Raw genomic sequence first — 15,909 nt, 5'->3', positions numbered from 1 at the left:
CGTCCAGCCGGTGCCTGCGTCCATGCTTCTCGAATGTCCCGAATGCCGCACCCGCTACCTGGTCCCCGACAGCGCGATCGGGACCACGGGGCGCACCGTGCGCTGCGCCAACTGCCGCCACAGCTGGTATCAGGATCCGCCCGAGCCGGAGGACGAGCCGGAGGACGAGCCGGAGGACGAGCCGGAGGCAGCGCCAGCGATACCGGCCGCGGCGGTGGAGGATGTCCCCCCGGCCGCCCCGATGCCGGCCGCGGCGCCCCCGCCCCCGCCCCCGCCCGAGCCGTTCGTCGCACCGCCGGCCGGGACGCCCGGCTACGACGCCTTCGCGCATCGCCCGCCGTTCCGCCCCACCCGCAACAACACGCGGGTACGCACGATCGCGTCGTTGGCGGCGGGGCTGCTGATGCTGATCGCGGTCGGGATCATCCTGTGGACGACCGCGCCGGGGCTGGCGCAGCAGATCGGCCTGTCGATCGGGCCGGAAGAGCTGCCGCTGCGCATCGTCGACAACCCGATCGAGCGGCGCAAGATGGCAAACGGCTCGGAGCTGTTCGCGGTCAGCGGGCAGATCACCAACCCGTCGCCCACGCGCCAGCGCGTCCCCGACATCCGCGCCGACCTGCGCGATGCGCAGGACAAGATCGTGTTCAGCTGGACGATCACCCCGCAGCAGCGCACGCTGGCGCCGAACGCCGCGATCGATTTCAATTCGGCGCAGGTCGACGTCCCCGCCAGTTCGAAACGGCTGGACCTCAGCTTCGTCGGCGAGGCGGGCTGACCCGCGTTTTTCGACGTTGCCAGTCCATAATGGCGATGCTAGGGGCGCGTCCTTGCCAAACGTCGGGGCTGCCCCGTCGTACATCCACGTGCGGTCGTGGCGGAATTGGTAGACGCGCAACGTTGAGGTCGTTGTGTCCGAAAGGACGTGGAAGTTCGAGTCTTCTCGACCGCACCATCCTATCCCGGCGGATAGGTTCGCCCGTTGAGGCGATCCGGTACCCGAATCCCGGGCTGAGGCGTTGAGAGTCGCGATGGCGACCCAGCCCCATATCAACGCCATCGGCACCGCCGTTCCCGCGCAGGACATCCATGCCGCGTTCGTCGACTGGGCGCGCGCGCGCCTGCCGGCGGCGGAGGCGAAGCTCTTCGATCGCATGGCCGCACGCTCCGGGATCGGCCACCGCTGGTCGGTGCTTCCCGACCCGCCGGTCGCACCGGGCGGCTTCTACGCCGCGGAACCGCATCCCGGTACCGCCGCGCGGATGGCGCTCTATGCCGGGGCGGCGCCGGTGCTGGCGCTTGCCGCGATCGCCGATCTGGCGACCCGCGTGTCGACCGGCGCCATCACCCATCTGGTCGTCGCCAGCTGCACCGGCTTCGTCGCCCCCGGTATCGACCAGCGCATTGCCGCCGCGCTCGGCCTGTCGCCCGCGGTCGAGCGGACGCTGGTGGGCTTCATGGGCTGCTACGCCGCGGTCGCCGCGCTGCGCACCGCGCGCCACATCGTCCGGTCGGAACCGGAGGCACGCGTGCTCGTCGTCACCGTCGAGCTGTCCACGCTCCACCTGCAGGCGGAGGATCGGCTGGAGCCGCTGCTGGCGATGCTCCAGTTCGGCGATGGCGCCGCCGCCGCGCTGGTCACCGCCGATGCCGTCGGGCTGCCGATGGGGCGCCCCTTCGCCACCACCCTTCCCGATTCGGATGCGCTGATCCGCTGGGACATCACCGATCGCGGCTTCGCGATGCATCTCTCGGGCGAGGTGCCCGGCCGGATCGCCGCGGCACTCAGGGACTCCGCGCTGGTCACCGCGATCACCGGCGGTCGCACACCCGACGCCTGGGCGGTCCATGCCGGCGGACGCTCGATCCTGGATGCGGTCGCCATCGCGCTCGATCTGCCCACGGATGCGCTCGACGCGTCGCGACGCGTCCTGGCCGACAACGGCAACATGTCCTCCGCGACGCTGATGTTCGTTCTCGCCCGCCTGCTGGAACGCCCCGTGCCCGATTACGGCATCGCGCTCGCCTTCGGTCCCGGCCTCGCCGCGGAGGGGTTCGCGTTCGGACGGTCGGCATGACGCTCGCGACCCGCGCCGTCGCCGAGGAATGGATGGACTCGGACGATCTGCCCGCCGCCACCTATGCCGATGTCGTCGCCGATCTGGCCAGGGTGAACCGGGTCACGCTCGCCGCCCGCCCGACGCTCGCCTTCCTGCGCCGGCTGACGACGCCGGGGCAGCGCTATCGCCTGCTCGACGTCGGTTATGGCGACGGCGATATGCTGCGTCGGATCGCGCGCTGGGGGGAGCGTCGCGGCGTCGCGTTCGACCTGGTCGGCATCGATCTCAACCCGCGTAGCGAGGCGGCGGCGCGCGCGCACACGCCGCCCGGCACCGCCATCGACTGGCGGACCGGCGACTATGCCGGTCTGACGGGGGAGACATGGGACTTCATCGTCTCCAGCCTCGTCGCGCACCATATGACCGAGGCGCAGCTCGTCGCCTTCCTGCGCTTCATGCAACGCCATGCCGCGGTCGGCTGGCTGGTCAACGACCTGCATCGGCACGCCTTCGCCTATCGCGGCTGGCCGCTGCTCGCGGCGCTGTTCCGCTGGCATCCGATCGTCCGCCACGATGGCCATCTGTCGATCGCGCGCAGCTATCGCCCCGGCGAATGGTCCGCGATCCTCGACGCGGCGGGGGTAGAGGATGCGCGTATCTACCGCGCCTTCCCCTTCCGGCTGTGCGTCGAGCGCCACCGATGACGCCGCTGATCCTGGGCGGCGGGCCGGCGGGCGCCGCCGCTGCTATCGTGCTCGCGCGCGCCGGCATCCGCGCCACCGTGCTGGAGCGTCACCGCGACACCGGCGACGCCTTGTGCGGCGGCTTCCTCAGCTGGCGCACGCTCGATGCGCTCGCGGCGCTGGGGATCGAGCGCGACCGCCTCAGCGTCGAGCGGATCACCCGCGTCCGCCTCTTCGCCGGCGGGCGCATGGCGGAGGCCCGCCTGCCCGCCCCCGCCATCGCGGTATCGCGGCGCCACCTCGACACCCTCCTCATCGACCACGCGGCCGCGCTCGGCACGGGGGTCGAGCGCGGCGTCGCGGTACGCGCGGTGGAAGAAGGGACGATCCGCACCGCGGATGGCGCGACGCTGACCCCCGAAACCCTCTTCCTGGCCACCGGCAAGCACGACGTCCGCGGCGCCGCCCGCCCGGCGGACGCCCGCGGCAGCGACCCGACGCTCGGCCTTCGCCAGCGCCGGTCGCGCTGCGTCACGCTCGACCGGCTCGTCGGGGACGCCATCGAGCTGCATCTGTTCGACCGTGGCTATGCCGGCATCGCGCGGCAGGAGGACGGCAGCACCAACATCTGCCTCGCGGTGCATCGCTCCCGCCTCGACGCGGCGGGCGATCCCGCGCGGCTCCTGGCCGAGCTGGCCGACGACGCCCCCGCCCTAGGCGATCGCCTTTACGCCGGGGACGGCTCCGCGGTCGAGGCGGTGGCCAACGTCCCTTACGGCTGGCGCGCGACCGCCGGTGTATCCGGCCGCTTCCGTCTGGGCGACCAGGCCGCGGTCATCCCCTCGCTTGCCGGCGAGGGAATGGGCATCGCGCTTGCCAGCGGCGCGTCCGCGGCATCGGCGTGGCTCGCGGGAGGGGCGAACGCCGCCCCGCGGTGGCAGCGCGACTTCGCCGATCGCGCCGCGCATCCGTTGCGCATCGCCGGCACGGTACGCGCACTCGCGGAACGCCCCGCCCTGTCCGCGCCGCTGCTGTCGATCGCCGCCCGCACCGGGCTGATCCACGTCATCGCGCGGCTGACACGGATCGATCACGCAACCCATTGAACAACGACCCTCCCGGAACCAGATCGCGCCCATGGAACAGATCAATCTCTCCGAAGCCGAGTGGAAGCAGCGGCTGACCCCCGAACAATATCACGTCCTGCGCCAGGCCGGCACCGAACGCGCCTTTTCCGGGCGGCTCAACGATAACAAGGCCGACGGCATCTACCATTGCGCCGCGTGCGAGCTGGCGCTGTTCGACAGCGTCGACAAATACGATTCCGGCTCCGGCTGGCCCAGCTTCACCCAGCCGATCACGCCCGATGCGGTGACCGATCACCGCGACACCAGCCACGGCATGACGCGTGTCGAGACCCGCTGCGCGCGGTGCGACAGCCACCTCGGCCACGTCTTCCCCGACGGCCCGCCGCCGACCGGGCTGCGCTATTGCATGAACTCGGTGTCGCTCGACTTCCGCGCGCGCGCCGCGGCCTGAAATCCATTTCTTGTTAACCATGGCCTAAGCCTTTATCCGGCAAGGCGCACGCCATGGCCCGCGCCTCCTCCCCCAAACGCCGATCCGCAACCCCCTCGCGCTGGCGGGGGCGGTTGTGGTTTGCCACGAAGGCGGCGATCGCGCTCGCGGTACTGCTGCTCGGTGCGCTCGTTACCGCGGTCTATATCGCGCGTGCCCAGCTGCCGAGCTTCGAAAGCCTGAAGTCCTCGCCCAACGGGCAGATGATCCGCGTCCATGCCGCCGATGGCTCGGTGCTGGTGTCGCTCGGGCCGAGCTACGGCGAATGGCTTCCCTACGATCGCATCCCCGCGGTGATGCGCGATGCGACGGTCGCGGTGGAGGATCGTCGCTTCCGCAGCCATCTGGGCGTCGACCCGATCGGCATCGCGCGCTCGGCCGCGATCCGGATCGAGCGCGGCCGTTGGATCCAGGGCGGCTCGACCATCACGCAGCAGCTCGCGCGTAACATCTTCCTGAACAACCAGAAGAAGTTCGGTCGCAAGTTCCGCGAGTGGATCCTGGCTCTGGCACTGGAGCGCAAGTTCACCAAGGATCAGGTCCTCGAACTGTATCTGAACAAGGTCTATTATGGCGGCGGCGCCTATGGCATCGACGCCGCCAGCCGGAAGTTCTTCGGCCACGGCGCCGACCGGCTGACGCTGGCGGAGGCGGCGGTCATCGCCGGGCTGGTCAAGGCGCCGTCCAACTACTCCCCCACCGCCGATGCCGACGCCGCCAAGGGCCGCGCGGGCGTCGTGCTGCAACAGATGGTGCGCAACGGCTTCATCACCCAGGGGCAGGCCGATTCCGCCGACCCCGCCGATGTCGCGCTCGCCCCCGCGCCGAAACAGAACAGCGTCCGCTACTTCACCGACTGGGCCCTGCCGCAGCTCGATCTGCTGATCGACGAGACGGTCAAGCCGCTGGAGGTGTGGACCACGCTCGACCCGGCGATGCAGCGCGCCGCCGATGCCGCGGTGCGGGCCAACGTGCCGCGCGGTGCGCAGGGTGCGCTGGTATCGATCGACCGTGACGGGGCGGTGCGCGCGATGGTGGGCGGCACCGATTACGTCAGCTCGATCTACAACCGCGCCACCCAGGCGCAGCGCCAGCCCGGCTCCGCCTTCAAGCTCTTCGTCTATCTCGCAGCACTCGAGGCCGGGCGCACGCCGGAGGACAAGGAGATCGACGAGCCGGTGACGATCGACGGCTGGTCCCCGCGCAACGATTCGCGCCGCAATTCGGGCGAGGTGACGCTGCGCACCGCCTTCGCCTATTCGCTCAACACCATCGCGGCGAAGCTGGGGCAGGCGGTCGGTTTCCAGACCGTCGCCGACATGGCGCGCCGCTTCGGCATCACCACGCCGGTCAACACCCACCCCTCCATGGTGCTGGGCACCTCGGACGTGCGGCTGATCGACATGACGCGGGCGTTCGCCTCCGTCGCGAACAAGGGCGTGGAGATCACGCCGTTCGGCATCACCCGCGTCACCGCCGACAACGAAGAGATCTACACCCACGAGGTGGATCGCAGCCGCGTGCTGGTGGCACCGTACGTCGCCGCGCAGATGACCGACCTGCTCCAGACCGCGGTCAATACGGGCACGGGGCGTGCGGCGCAGATCGGGCGTCCGGTCGCGGGAAAGACCGGCACCACCAGCAGCAGCAAGGACGGCTGGTTCCTCGGCTTTTCCAGCGGGCTGACGACGGGGGTGTGGATGGGCCGCGACGACGCGCGTGCGATCGCCGGGCTCCACGGCGGCACCGCTCCCGCGAAGGCGTTCGCGCAGTTCATGAGCGCCGCGGTCGCCAGCCGCCCGATCGAGCAGTTCGACACCCAGGTGACGCTGCCCGAGGCGCAGCTGGAGCCGGATGCGGAAAGCTATTACGGCGCGCCCGACAATATGAGCTTCGTCGACGACGACGGTCGGTCGGTCGGCGACACGCCGCCGCGCCCGCCGGTACCGGGCGATGACGACACCGGCTTCGGCGTCGAGCGTCCGGTCACCCCCCCCACCGTCACGCCCCCGCGACGACCTCACCCCGCCCGATACCGGGACGGAGCGGCTGGATCAGGATTGGCTCGACCGCGTGACGGGCCAGCAGCAGGCGCCGCGGCGTGATGCGCCGCGCGCTCAGCCGCCGCGCGACACGGACCGCCCGAACCAGTGAAGCGCCGCCCCGTGCGTGCGTAGCCACGTGCGTTCGGGACGGGGATCGCGGCCGAACAGCCGCTCGACCGCCGCGTGGAAGGCGGGCGAATGGTCCATGTGCAGCCGGTGCGCGACCTCGTGAGCGACGGTCGCCCGCCGCACCTCCACCGGGGCCAGGATCAGCCGCCAGCTGTAGCGGATCGTGCCGTCGTGCGCGCAGCTGCCCCAGCGCCCGCGCGGATCGCCGATCCCCACCCGTGCGACCGAGACACCGGCGCGGGCCGCATAAAGATTCGTCTCCTCCTCCAGCACCGCCAGCGCTCGTCGCTTCAGCCAGGCGGCGACGCGCCGCTCGACCATGTCCGCCGGCCCCCCGACCGTCAGGCAACCGCCTGCCACCACCGGCAGTCGCGACGCCCCCGCGTCGTGGATCAACTGCAGCTCAGCCCCCTCCACGGGGATCGTCGCGCCGGCGACGAAAGGTCGCGGCTGCGGCATGGCGTCACGCTGGCGCGCCAGCCACGCCTGCTGCCCCCGCGCCCAGACGACCGCGCGCTCGACCGAAGCGCGCGGCGGCAGCGTCAGTCGCGCGCGGCCGGTCAGCGGGTCGAACGACAGCTTCGTGCGCCGTGCGCGGGGATGCCGCACGACGTCGAACTCACCCGTCACAATTGCCGGTCGACCATATGATGTTCGAGGTCGCCGGCATCGTCCTCGCTGATCGTCCAGCCGCGCACCGACTCGCCGGCGCGGTGCACCGCCTCGCGGTCGCCGCTGACCAGGTAATGCCATGCCGGCAGCGGCTCGCCGTTGGCCCGCAGCCGATAGGCGCAGGTCGAGGGCAGCCAGTCGATCGAATCGACATTGCCGCTGGTCAGCCGCACGCACTCGGACACATAGGCCCGGCGATGGCGATAGTTGGAGCATTGACCGCTGCGCCGATCCAAAAGCCGGCACGCGACGTTGGTCGCGATCAGCTCGCCGGTTTCCTCATCCTCCAGCTTGTGCAGGCAACATTTGCCGCATCCGTCGCACAGCGCCTCCCACTGCGCGCGGTCGAGCCGGTCGAGCGGCACGTCCTCCCAGAAACGACCCGTCAGCGCGCCCATTTCATGACCTCGTCCGCCATCGCCTGCGGCGGCGTTTCGGGCAGCAGCGCCAGCGGCTGACCATCGGGCCCCATCAGATAGATCTGGCGGCTGTGGTCCATCATGTAACCGTCCGCCGTCCCCTTACCGCGCGCGTAATAGATGCCATACGCCTTGGCGGTGGCCGCAATCGCCTGCTCGCTGCCCGTCAGCCCGACCATGCGCGGGTGGAACGCGCTGACGAACTGCCTGAGCACCGCGGGCGTGTCGCGCGCCGGATCGACGGTGATGAAGATCGGCACGATCCGTCTCGCCAGCGCGGCATCCTTCGCCTCGATCAGCTTCAGCGCGGCGGCGATGTTCTGGACGTCCACCGGGCAGACATCGGGGCAGAAGGTGTAGCCGAAATAGACGATCCGGTACCGCCCCGCGAAGTCGCGGTCGGTCACGGTGCGCCCGTCCTGATCGGTCAGCCGGAACGCCCCCCCGATCCGTGCCCCCGCCAGCGGCGGCTGCGCCGCGGCCGTGGCGGCCGGTTCGGACGAGCAGGCCGCGAGCGATCCGGCCAGGAAAAGGGTCAGCGCGATGGCCGGGATACGCATGTTCATGGTGACGGCAGATGTGATGGGTTATATCGCGATCCGCAACCCTGCCCCCTTTTCCGTGTCAGAGGCCTATGTCCCACCGCTCGACCCTCCCCTGGCTCCTCCCGCTGGTCGCAGCGGTCGCCACCCCCGCCGCCGCGCAGCAGCAGTCGCAAAGCTACAAGTTCCTGGAGGCCGTGCGAAAGGCGGACGGCAACGCCGTCATCGCGATCCTCGACCAGCCCGGGCAGACGATCGTCAACACCCGCGACATCGGCAGTGGCGAGGGCGCGATCCATATCGTCGCGAAGCGCGGCGATGCGACCTATCTGCGCTATCTGCTGGCGAAGGGGGCCGACCCGAACCTGCGCGATCGCAACGGCAATACCGCGATGATGCTGGCGACGGAGGCGGGCAACAGCGAGCTGGTCGGCATCCTCGCCGCCGCCAACGCCAATGCCAACCTCGGCAATGCCGGCGGTGAAACCCCGCTGATCCGCGCGGTCGAGCGTCGCGATCTGGCGCTGACCCGCGCCATCCTAGCCGCGGGCGGCAATCCGGACCAGACCGACAATGTCGCCGGCCTGTCGGCGCGCGACTATGCCAGGCGCGACAGCCGGGCGACCGCGATCCTGAAGCTGATCGAGGATACGCCGCGCAAGGCGCCGCGCGCGGTGGCGGGGCCGAAGCTGCGCTAGACCGCCACGCCCGCCTCGGGATCGTGCGCCGCGATCAGCCGCCGCGCGGCGCGCCGCGCGAAGGCGAGCGTGCACCGCTTCCTGACATGGGCGGGCAGGGGATCGGTCCGCGCCTCGCGCACGATCGCCGCGTCGTAGCGATCGGCGACGATCAGGCCGGTCCGCTCGGGCAGGAACGCGGGGCCGTCGATCGGCGCGGCATCGAACCCGGCCGGCACCGCCCAGTAGAAGCGGTCGCAATGCGCGAGATAATCCTGCCACTTGGCATCGCCCAGCAGGTCGGCGCGCGACACCTTGATCTCGACGATCACCAGCTGTCCGCGCGCATCCAGCGCCATCAGGTCGGCGCGGCGCCCGCCCTCCAGCGGTACTTCGCCGATCGCCGTCAGCTCGTGGCGCAGCAGCATCCGGGTGACGCCGCGCGCGACATCGGCGGCGCATAGCGCGTCGTCGCCGGCGTCGGTGCAGGAGGGAGGCGGAGACAGCATCCCCGCCGGATAGAACATCCAAGGAACGGAGGTAAAGCCCTCCGTGCCGCCGATGCGACGTCTATCAGCGATAGAACAGGTGGTTGCCGATCGCGGCGATGCGGACCCGCGCCGGGTGGCCGACGCCACGGCCGTTGAAGTACAGCGCCTCGGACGCGTCGCTTTCCCACGCATCCTTCAGCGCGACCTTCGCCACCGCGACGGCGGTGCGCCAGTCGTCGTTGGTCGGCGCGGCCGGGATGCGGCCACCGCGGACGAAGGAGAACTGGCCCGGCTGGGTGATGACGCTGCACACGTCGCCGCCGAAGCGGCGCGACCGGGTACGGTTCAGGATGACCTCGGCCACCGCCAGCTGGCCGGCGAGCGGCTCGCCGCGGGCCTCGAAATAGATGGCGCCGGCGAGGCAGCGCAGGTCGTCGCCGGTGTTCGACGGCACCGACTGATCGGCGACGGCAGCGGCGAGCGTGGGATAGGCGACCTGCTCATTCTCGGACGGCGTGCTCACGGCCTCATCGGCGGGCAATGGCGGCGTCTGGATCATCACCGCGGGCATGGTGCCCTGAACCGACGACAGCGGGGCGGTGGGGAAGGCGGCGGTCGGAACCGCGGTCGCGACGGCGACGGTCACCGGGGTGGTCGTGGGAATCGAAGCGCTCTCGGCGGCCAGCGCCGCGGAACCCTGGGCGATCAACCCGACCATCGAAAGGGTGAACGTTGCGAGCGTCGCAACGCGCGAAGTAAAAAGCATTCCACGTCGATATTATGCGGTGGGCGTGCGGACGCGATCGCTGGAGAAGCGCAAGGCTTCAGGATCGGCCGGTATTCCCCCCGACTGCGTCACCGTTCGGGATCGCACCCCGCACCGGCACAACGCTTGCCTGTGATGGGAACCGCCTATCCGGCCAGGGGTTAACGGAATCAATCGTGCAGGATCGTTTCAGCGACGAACCGTTCGGCGTGCGGGACGTTCAGTTCGATGACCCACAGATCGGGGTCGCGGGCGCGCCGTGCCTGCCAATACTCCTCCACCGCGCGTTCCTCGCCCGATGCCGGCCCCGCTGGTACCAGCGTATCGCGGTCGTCGAGGTCGCGCATCCGCTCCAGCGCGCGGACGCGCATGCCTTCGTCGAGCAGGATCAAGAGGCTACCGGATTGCGCGTCGCCCGAGGCGCGCACCACGCCCAGCCCGCCCGCATCGTTGACCCGACGCAGCAACGCCGCGACCGTCAGGTGAGTCGGCAATCGCGCCGTCATCGGGCCGAGTCGGTCACGCCGGCGCGTAGCCGGGCAGTGTCGCCAGCGGGATCTGCGACCGCATGAAGGTGCCCGTCCCGCGCGCCACCTCCTCGCCATCCGCGGCGACCAGCCGTGCCTCCGCGACGAAGACCCGGCGCTGTCCGCTGACCCAGCGTCCCTCCGCGACCACCGGCCCTTCGCGCATCGGACGCGTCAGGAGGAGGCTGAACTGTGTGGTCAGCAGGAAGCGGTCGGTCACCAGGCTGTTGCACGCATAGAAGGCGGCGTCGTCCAGCATCTTGAAATAGCTGGTACCGTGCGCCGCGCCCGCGGCGTGGAAATGGCGCTGGTCGACGGTGAAGTGGATCGTCGACCGCCCCGCCTCGGCGATCTCCATCCGCGATGCGAAGAAGCGGTTGATCGGCGCCGCCGCATAGAGCGACTCGAGCGCACGATAATGCGCCTCCGCCCCCTCAGGCCGCGTCACGCGTCTCGTCCGTCGTCAGCAGGGCATAGACCGCATCGGGCGACCCCGCGCCGCGCAGCTTCTCGACGAAGCGCCGGTCGCGGAACCGCCGCGCGACGCGGGCCAGCGCCTTCAGGTGCGCCGCGCCCGCCTGCGGCGGCGACAGTATCGCCGCCACCACATCGACCCCGACATCGTCGGGTGCGCCGAAGTCGAGCCGCTGCGCCAGCCGGACGACTAGGACGGCGATCCGGTCGAGCCCTTCGATCCGCGCATGGGGTATCGCCACCCCGCCGCCGAACCCGGTCGACCCGGCCTTCTCGCGCGCCAGCAACGCCTCCGCGACCTCGCGCGGGTTCAACCCCAGCAGCGGGCCGGCCAGCCCGCCGATCTGCGTGAACAGCGTCTTCTTCGTGGCGGCGGTCAGCCCGATGGCAACGCCATCGGGAACCAGGAGGTCGCTCAGGTCGATCATGATCCGGTTCGTCGGAGGCAGCAGCGGCGGCGTGGCTCAGCCGCCGCGCTGCGGTTCGACCCAGCCGATCGTCCCGTCACCGCGGCGATAGACCATGTTATAGGCGCCGGTGCCGGCGTTCCTGAACAGCAGCGCCTGCGTGTTGCGCAGGTCGAGCATCATGACCGCGTCCGATACGCTGGCATCCGGCACGTCGACGCGCGTCTCGGCGATGACCAGCGGCGCATCGCCCGCCTCCTCCTCGTCGATCGATTCCGCGAACAGCGTGTAGCCGGCATTGTCGTAGCCGTTGCTCTCGCGCTCCGCCTCCGCCGCGGCATGCGCGGGGGCATGGTCCTTGAGCCGGCGGACGTAGCGCCGCAGCTGCTTCTCGATCTTCTCCGCCGCGCCATCGAAGGCGAGGTGCGCGTCATGCGCGTCGTGCCGCCCCTTCAGCACCAGCCCGCGCATCACGTGCGCGACGATGTCGCACTTGAAGCCATTGTCGTGCGGACCCTTGCCGAAGGTGACCTCGGCCGAGATCGCGCGCGCGAAATACTTGTCGGCGATTCCCTGGAGACGCTCATCGACATGGGCCTTCAGCGCGTCGCCGATCGCCACCTGATGGCCTGAAATGCGGATTTCCATATCTTTCTCCAGTCTGTCGCACCGGCGTCGAACCCCCTCGCCGATGCCTGCCGCGTCAACCGGACGCGCCGGGCCCCCACAACGGATCCTTCACCCCTTTCACAAACGCCGCATGCGCCGCCAGTTCCGCGGGCGACGGCGAAAACACGCGCAATGGCCGCACCTTGGTGACGACCGGCGCGACCGTCTCCACCACCACCACCCTGGGCGCATCGCTGACCAGCCCCAGCCCGATCTGGCGCCCGCCGGTCAGCTCGACATAGACCTGCGCCAGCAGCTGTGCGTCGAGCAGCGCGCCGTGCAGCACGCGGTGCGAGCGGTCGATGCCGTAGCGGTTGCACAGGGCATCGAGCGTGTGCTTCGCGCCGGGGTGACGCGACCGCGCGATCTGCAACGTATCGACCATCCGCGACATGCAGACGAGCGGTTGCCCGCACCGCTCCAGCTCGCCGTTCAGGAAGGAGAAGTCGAATCCCGCATTGTGCGCGATCAGCGGCGCGTCGCCGATGAAGTCCAGCAGGTCGGCCACCGCCGCGGCAAAGACGGGATGCTTGGCCAGGAAGGTGGCGGACAGTCCGTGCACCCGCTCCGCCTCGGCCGGCATGTCGCGCTCGGGGTGGTAGTAGGCGTGGAACGTGCGCCCCGTCTCGACCCGGTTGACCAGTTCGACGCAGCCGATTTCAACCATCCGGTCGCCGCCGGCGAAGCTCAGGCCCGTGGTTTCGGTATCGAAGACGATCTCGCGCATGGACGTAGCGTTATCCGACCTTGATCCGGCTTAGGCAAGTGCCGCGATCACCCGGCGCACGGCCGCGCGTGTCTCCTCCAGCGGGACGTCGGTGGGGATGACGTGGTCGGCGCGGGCGCGCTTTTCCGCGTCGGGGGTCTGGCGCGCCAGGATCGCATCGAACTTGGCGGGGGTCATGCCGGCGCGCGCGAGCGTGCGGTCGCGCTGCACCGCGGCCGCGGCGGAGACGACGACGACCGCATCGACATGCCGGTCGCCCCCCGTCTCGAACAGCAGCGGCACGTCGAAGACGACGACCGGCGCGTCGGCATGCTCCGCCAGGAAGGCGGCGCGTTCCGCCCCCACCGCGGGGTGGACGATCGCCTCCAGCGCCTTCATCGCGGCATCGTCGCCCAGAACCGCCTCCGCCAGCGAGGTGCGGTCGACGCCCCCCGCGCCCGTGGTGCCGGGGAAGCGCGCCTCGATCGCGGCGACCACCTTGCCGCCGGGTCCCTGAAGCCGGTGGACGGTGGCATCGGCATCGAACACCGGCACGCCCTCATCGGCGAACATCGCCGCCACCGTCGATTTGCCCATCCCGATCGACCCGGTCAGCCCGACGCGGATCATGCGGTCCGCCCCGATGCCAACCTCGATCGCAGCTCGTCGTCATGCTCGCGTGGGGGCGCGGCTCCGAAGAACAGCTCGAACGCGAGCGCCGCCTGACCGATCAGCATCTCCAGCCCGTCGACCGTATCCAGCCCCCGCGCCGCCGCCGCCGCCAGCAGCGGGGTGACCAGCGGCGCATAGACGATGTCGTAGACCACCGCGTCGTCGGACAGCGGCGAGAGGTCGAGATCGAGCGGCGGCTGGCCCGTCATTCCCAGCGCGCTGGTGTTCACCAGCAGCGCCGCCGCGGGCAGCCGAGCGGGCAGCGGCAGCGCATCGCCCTTCAGTCCGAATTGTGCGAGCAGCGCCGCACCCTTCAACGGCGTGCGGTTCAATATGGTGACGCGGCCCGCCCCCACCCTCGACAAAGCGAACAGGATCGCGCGCGCGGCACCCCCCGCCCCCACGACGATCACGCTTTTACCCGCCCAATCGAGGTCCGCGATCGGCGACAGGAAGCCCGCAGCGTCGGTATTTGTGCCCACGAACGCGTCGTTTTCGCCCCGGAACACCGTGTTGATCGCCCCGATCGACCCGCGGATCCCGCCCGGATCGGGCACATGATCGAGCGCCGCCACCTTGTGCGGTACGGTAATGTTGCACCCGCGCCACGCCGGATCGCGCTGCCGCTCCGCCAGAAACGCCCCCAGCGCGTCCGGCGCCACGCGGGTCGCGCGATAATCCGCCTCGATCCCCAGCTTTTCGAGCCAGAAACCGTGAATCAGCGGCGATTTGGAGTGCGAAATCGGGTCGCCGATCACCTCGGCATAGGGTTTCGTCACGCCGGCAGCACCTTTCGCGTCCGCAGATAGTCGAGCACCGGCAGCAGCGGCATCCCCAGCACGGTGAATTGGCTGCCCTCCACGCGTGCGAACAGCTGCGCGCCCGGCCCTTCGATGCGGTAACACCCGACGCACCCCGCAATCGCGGGCCATTCCGCGTCGAGATACGCGTCGATGAAGGCCGGCGACAGCGCGCGGACGTACATCTTCGCCTTGTCGACGACGCGCCACACGGGCTGGCCATTCTCCGCGATCACCGCCGCACTGACCAGGTCATGGCGTTTCCCCGACATGCGGGTCAGGTGGTCGAACGCCTCCTCCCGGCTGGCCGGCTTGTCCAGGATCGTACCGTCGTCCAGCACCGCCAGACTGTCCGAGCCGAGCACCAGATGCCCGGGATGCCGCGCCGATACCTTCATCGCCTTCAGCTGGGCCAGCGCATCGGCGATGTCGCGCGGATGCTGCCCCGCCATCGCTTCCTTCACCGCGGCCTCGTCCGCATGCGCCGGCTCCGCGGTGAAGGGTACCCCCGCCGCCGACAGCATCGCGGTGCGCGATGCGCTCTGGGACGCCAGGATCAGCATCAGTCGGTCGCCCGGGCCGCCAGGCCGCGACGCTCGTTGACCAGCGCGATGATCGCCGCCGCGGTTTCCTCGATCGAACGCCGCGTCACGTCGATCACCGGCCAGCCGTTATCGGCGAACATCCGCCGCGCATAAGCGATCTCGCGCGTGACCGCGTCCTGATTCACGTAATCGGTCTCCGGTGGCTGATTGAGCGACAGCAGGCGGTTGCGCCGCACCTGGATCAGCCGGTCGGCGCTGGTCGTCAGCCCCACCACCAGCGGATTGCGCAAGCCGAACAGCGATGGCGGCGGCGGGCTTTCGACGACGATCGGGATGTTCGCGGTCTTGAACCCGCGGTTGGCGAGGTAGATCGACGTCGGCGTCTTGGACGAACGGCTGACCCCCGCCAGCACGATGTCGGCCTCTTCCCATTCCTCCCAGGCGATGCCGTCGTCATGCGCGATCGTGAACTGGATCGCGTCGACCCGCTCGAAATAGGCGGCATCCAGCACATGCTGGCGGCCTGGACGCGCCTTGGCCTGTTGCCCCAGCAGCATCGACAGCGCGTCGTTGACGGGATCGAGCGGCGCGACCGTCGGCAATCCCAGCGCACGGCAGCGTGTTTCCAGCGCGGCACGCGTGGTCGGGTTCACCAGCGTAAAGATCACGAGCCCGGGGTTCTGCGCGATTTCCTGCAGGATGCGGTCGAGGTGCATCTCGGTGCGCACCATCGGCCAGAAATGGCGCACCGTCTCGACGTCGTCATATTGCGCCAGCGCCGCCTTGGCGATGTTCTCCAGCGTCTCGCCGGTGGAATCAGACAGCAGATGGAGGTGCAGACGGACCATGATGGGGTCAGCGGGGCCGATCTGTGGACAACATGGGGATGGTGGCTAGCGTAACTTCGCCACCCGGCCAAGCGTCCGATCGCGACGTGGATGGACGGCGATTCGTCCACAATCCCGTCCCCAGCGCCGCGGTTCCTCCACAGGCTGTGGATAACGGGGACGAACGAATCGAATCCCGCAGCCGCCGCGGAGTCCGCGC

General features: G+C 70.1%; 21 protein-coding genes and 1 tRNA gene. 8 read left to right on the top strand and 14 right to left on the bottom strand.

The genetic code is table 11. The annotated features are described in order from the left end of the window. The first annotated feature begins 22 nt into the window (after window positions 1-22). The 7 genes from PGN23_RS01980 (at window position 23) to PGN23_RS01950 (ending at window position 6,426) form a co-directional block, all read left to right on the top strand. Window positions 23-778, top strand: a complete 756-nt coding sequence (locus PGN23_RS01980) for a zinc-ribbon domain-containing protein (protein ID WP_335301172.1) — start codon at window positions 23-25, stop codon at window positions 776-778. Between the two features lie 90 nt (window positions 779-868). Beyond that, a tRNA-Leu gene (locus tag PGN23_RS01975) sits at window positions 869-955 on the top strand. Between the two features lie 76 nt (window positions 956-1,031). Beyond that, on the top strand, window positions 1,032-2,078 hold the full coding sequence (locus PGN23_RS01970; RefSeq protein WP_335301171.1) for a type III polyketide synthase: 1,047 nt from the start codon (window positions 1,032-1,034) through the stop codon (window positions 2,076-2,078). Beyond that, window positions 2,075-2,764: a methyltransferase domain-containing protein gene (locus PGN23_RS01965; protein WP_335301170.1), complete on the top strand. Its 690-nt coding sequence runs from the start codon at window positions 2,075-2,077 to the stop codon at window positions 2,762-2,764. Before PGN23_RS01970 ends, PGN23_RS01965 begins: the two co-directional genes overlap by 4 nt. Then, window positions 2,761-3,849 carry an NAD(P)/FAD-dependent oxidoreductase gene (locus tag PGN23_RS01960; protein ID WP_335301169.1) on the top strand — a complete coding sequence of 363 codons (1,089 nt, stop codon included), beginning with the start codon at window positions 2,761-2,763 and terminating at the stop codon, window positions 3,847-3,849. Before PGN23_RS01965 ends, PGN23_RS01960 begins: the two co-directional genes overlap by 4 nt. A 31-nt stretch (window positions 3,850-3,880) precedes the next feature. Beyond that, window positions 3,881-4,282: a peptide-methionine (R)-S-oxide reductase MsrB gene (gene msrB / locus PGN23_RS01955; protein ID WP_335301168.1), complete on the top strand. Its 402-nt coding sequence runs from the start codon at window positions 3,881-3,883 to the stop codon at window positions 4,280-4,282. Between the two features lie 53 nt (window positions 4,283-4,335). Next, window positions 4,336-6,426 carry a transglycosylase domain-containing protein gene (locus PGN23_RS01950; RefSeq protein WP_335301167.1) on the top strand — a complete coding sequence of 697 codons (2,091 nt, stop codon included), beginning with the start codon at window positions 4,336-4,338 and terminating at the stop codon, window positions 6,424-6,426. Window positions 6,427-6,438: 12 nt separating this feature from the next. Here the strand turns inward: PGN23_RS01950 and PGN23_RS01945 are convergent, their stop codons facing one another. From PGN23_RS01945 to PGN23_RS01935, 3 genes are read right to left on the bottom strand one after another with little or no spacing between them, the layout of a single operon-like run. Then, window positions 6,439-7,125 carry a M48 family metallopeptidase gene (locus PGN23_RS01945; protein WP_335301166.1) on the bottom strand — a complete coding sequence of 229 codons (687 nt, stop codon included), beginning with the start codon at window positions 7,123-7,125 and terminating at the stop codon, window positions 6,439-6,441. Further along, complete coding sequence (locus PGN23_RS01940) at window positions 7,122-7,565, bottom strand: YcgN family cysteine cluster protein (RefSeq protein WP_335301165.1); 444 nt, start codon at window positions 7,563-7,565, stop codon at window positions 7,122-7,124. The genes PGN23_RS01945 and PGN23_RS01940 overlap by 4 nt, the downstream gene beginning before the upstream one ends. Further along, entirely contained in the window at window positions 7,553-8,146 is a 594-nt protein-coding gene (locus PGN23_RS01935; protein ID WP_443019739.1) for an SCO family protein, read from the bottom strand. The genes PGN23_RS01940 and PGN23_RS01935 overlap by 13 nt, the downstream gene beginning before the upstream one ends. 74 nt (window positions 8,147-8,220) lie before the next feature. Between PGN23_RS01935 and PGN23_RS01930 the strand changes: the two genes are divergently transcribed. Then, on the top strand, window positions 8,221-8,826 hold the full coding sequence (locus tag PGN23_RS01930) for an ankyrin repeat domain-containing protein (RefSeq protein WP_335301163.1): 606 nt from the start codon (window positions 8,221-8,223) through the stop codon (window positions 8,824-8,826). Here the strand turns inward: PGN23_RS01930 and PGN23_RS01925 are convergent. The 11 genes from PGN23_RS01925 to PGN23_RS01875 all read right to left on the bottom strand — a co-directional run bounded on the left by PGN23_RS01925 (window position 8,823) and on the right by PGN23_RS01875 (window position 15,710). Beyond that, entirely contained in the window at window positions 8,823-9,314 is a 492-nt protein-coding gene (locus tag PGN23_RS01925; protein WP_335301162.1) for an MmcB family DNA repair protein, read from the bottom strand. The two genes, PGN23_RS01930 and PGN23_RS01925, sit on opposite strands and share 4 nt — an antisense overlap. Window positions 9,315-9,378: 64 nt before the next feature. Then, entirely contained in the window at window positions 9,379-9,942 is a 564-nt protein-coding gene (locus tag PGN23_RS01920) for a cell wall hydrolase (protein ID WP_335301161.1), read from the bottom strand. Between the two features lie 290 nt (window positions 9,943-10,232). Next, a complete protein-coding gene (locus PGN23_RS01915) occupies window positions 10,233-10,556 on the bottom strand; it encodes a DUF1491 family protein (RefSeq protein WP_335301160.1) in 324 nt (107 codons plus the stop codon). Window positions 10,557-10,581: 25 nt separating this feature from the next. After that, window positions 10,582-11,037: a PaaI family thioesterase gene (locus PGN23_RS01910; RefSeq protein ID WP_335301159.1), complete on the bottom strand. Its 456-nt coding sequence runs from the start codon at window positions 11,035-11,037 to the stop codon at window positions 10,582-10,584. Then, window positions 11,024-11,491 carry a PTS sugar transporter subunit IIA gene (locus PGN23_RS01905; protein ID WP_335301158.1) on the bottom strand — a complete coding sequence of 156 codons (468 nt, stop codon included), beginning with the start codon at window positions 11,489-11,491 and terminating at the stop codon, window positions 11,024-11,026. Before PGN23_RS01905 ends, PGN23_RS01910 begins: the two co-directional genes overlap by 14 nt. A 36-nt stretch (window positions 11,492-11,527) precedes the next feature. Beyond that, entirely contained in the window at window positions 11,528-12,118 is a 591-nt protein-coding gene (gene hpf / locus PGN23_RS01900) for a ribosome hibernation-promoting factor, HPF/YfiA family (protein WP_335301157.1), read from the bottom strand. 55 nt (window positions 12,119-12,173) lie between these two features. Beyond that, the gene (dnaQ, locus tag PGN23_RS01895) at window positions 12,174-12,866 is read right to left on the bottom strand and encodes a DNA polymerase III subunit epsilon (protein ID WP_335301156.1); all 693 of its coding nucleotides are present in this window, start codon (window positions 12,864-12,866) and stop codon (window positions 12,174-12,176) included. Window positions 12,867-12,896: 30 nt separating this feature from the next. Continuing rightward, on the bottom strand, window positions 12,897-13,475 hold the full coding sequence (coaE, locus tag PGN23_RS01890; RefSeq protein WP_335301155.1) for a dephospho-CoA kinase: 579 nt from the start codon (window positions 13,473-13,475) through the stop codon (window positions 12,897-12,899). Further along, on the bottom strand, window positions 13,472-14,296 hold the full coding sequence (locus PGN23_RS01885; RefSeq protein ID WP_335301154.1) for a shikimate dehydrogenase family protein: 825 nt from the start codon (window positions 14,294-14,296) through the stop codon (window positions 13,472-13,474). Before PGN23_RS01885 ends, coaE begins: the two co-directional genes overlap by 4 nt. Beyond that, complete coding sequence (locus PGN23_RS01880; protein ID WP_335301153.1) at window positions 14,293-14,880, bottom strand: Maf family protein; 588 nt, start codon at window positions 14,878-14,880, stop codon at window positions 14,293-14,295. The genes PGN23_RS01885 and PGN23_RS01880 overlap by 4 nt, the downstream gene beginning before the upstream one ends. After that, window positions 14,880-15,710 (bottom strand): pyruvate, water dikinase regulatory protein, encoded by an 831-nt coding sequence (locus PGN23_RS01875; RefSeq protein ID WP_335301152.1) that lies wholly within the window; start codon window positions 15,708-15,710, stop codon window positions 14,880-14,882. Before PGN23_RS01875 ends, PGN23_RS01880 begins: the two co-directional genes overlap by 1 nt. Window positions 15,711-15,909 lie beyond the last annotated feature (199 nt).

This window comes from Sphingomonas adhaesiva (assembly GCF_036946125.1).
GTDB lineage: Bacteria > Pseudomonadota > Alphaproteobacteria > Sphingomonadales > Sphingomonadaceae > Sphingomonas > Sphingomonas adhaesiva_A.
This window is presented reverse-complemented; position numbering and strand designations above follow the sequence as displayed.

Bases quoted from the DNA above. Each gene is read 5' to 3' on its own strand.
- PGN23_RS01970 (WP_335301171.1), top strand. From the start codon at position 1,032: ATGGCGACCCAGCCCCATATCAACGCCATCGGCACCGCCGTTCCCGCG.
- msrB (WP_335301168.1), top strand. From the start codon at position 3,881: ATGGAACAGATCAATCTCTCCGAAGCCGAGTGGAAGCAGCGGCTGACC.
- PGN23_RS01880 (WP_335301153.1), bottom strand. From the start codon at position 14,880: ATGCTGATCCTGGCGTCCCAGAGCGCATCGCGCACCGCGATGCTGTCG.
- PGN23_RS01925 (WP_335301162.1), bottom strand. From the start codon at position 9,314: ATGCTGTCTCCGCCTCCCTCCTGCACCGACGCCGGCGACGACGCGCTA.
- PGN23_RS01875 (WP_335301152.1), bottom strand. From the start codon at position 15,710: ATGGTCCGTCTGCACCTCCATCTGCTGTCTGATTCCACCGGCGAGACG.
- PGN23_RS01960 (WP_335301169.1), top strand. From the start codon at position 2,761: ATGACGCCGCTGATCCTGGGCGGCGGGCCGGCGGGCGCCGCCGCTGCT.
- PGN23_RS01940 (WP_335301165.1), bottom strand. From the start codon at position 7,565: ATGGGCGCGCTGACGGGTCGTTTCTGGGAGGACGTGCCGCTCGACCGG.
- coaE (WP_335301155.1), bottom strand. From the start codon at position 13,475: ATGATCCGCGTCGGGCTGACCGGGTCGATCGGGATGGGCAAATCGACG.
- PGN23_RS01965 (WP_335301170.1), top strand. From the start codon at position 2,075: ATGACGCTCGCGACCCGCGCCGTCGCCGAGGAATGGATGGACTCGGAC.
- hpf (WP_335301157.1), bottom strand. From the start codon at position 12,118: ATGGAAATCCGCATTTCAGGCCATCAGGTGGCGATCGGCGACGCGCTG.
- dnaQ (WP_335301156.1), bottom strand. From the start codon at position 12,866: ATGCGCGAGATCGTCTTCGATACCGAAACCACGGGCCTGAGCTTCGCC.
- PGN23_RS01930 (WP_335301163.1), top strand. From the start codon at position 8,221: ATGTCCCACCGCTCGACCCTCCCCTGGCTCCTCCCGCTGGTCGCAGCG.
- PGN23_RS01905 (WP_335301158.1), bottom strand. From the start codon at position 11,491: ATGATCGACCTGAGCGACCTCCTGGTTCCCGATGGCGTTGCCATCGGG.
- PGN23_RS01935 (WP_443019739.1), bottom strand. From the start codon at position 8,146: ATGCGTATCCCGGCCATCGCGCTGACCCTTTTCCTGGCCGGATCGCTC.
- PGN23_RS01980 (WP_335301172.1), top strand. From the start codon at position 23: ATGCTTCTCGAATGTCCCGAATGCCGCACCCGCTACCTGGTCCCCGAC.
- PGN23_RS01950 (WP_335301167.1), top strand. From the start codon at position 4,336: ATGGCCCGCGCCTCCTCCCCCAAACGCCGATCCGCAACCCCCTCGCGC.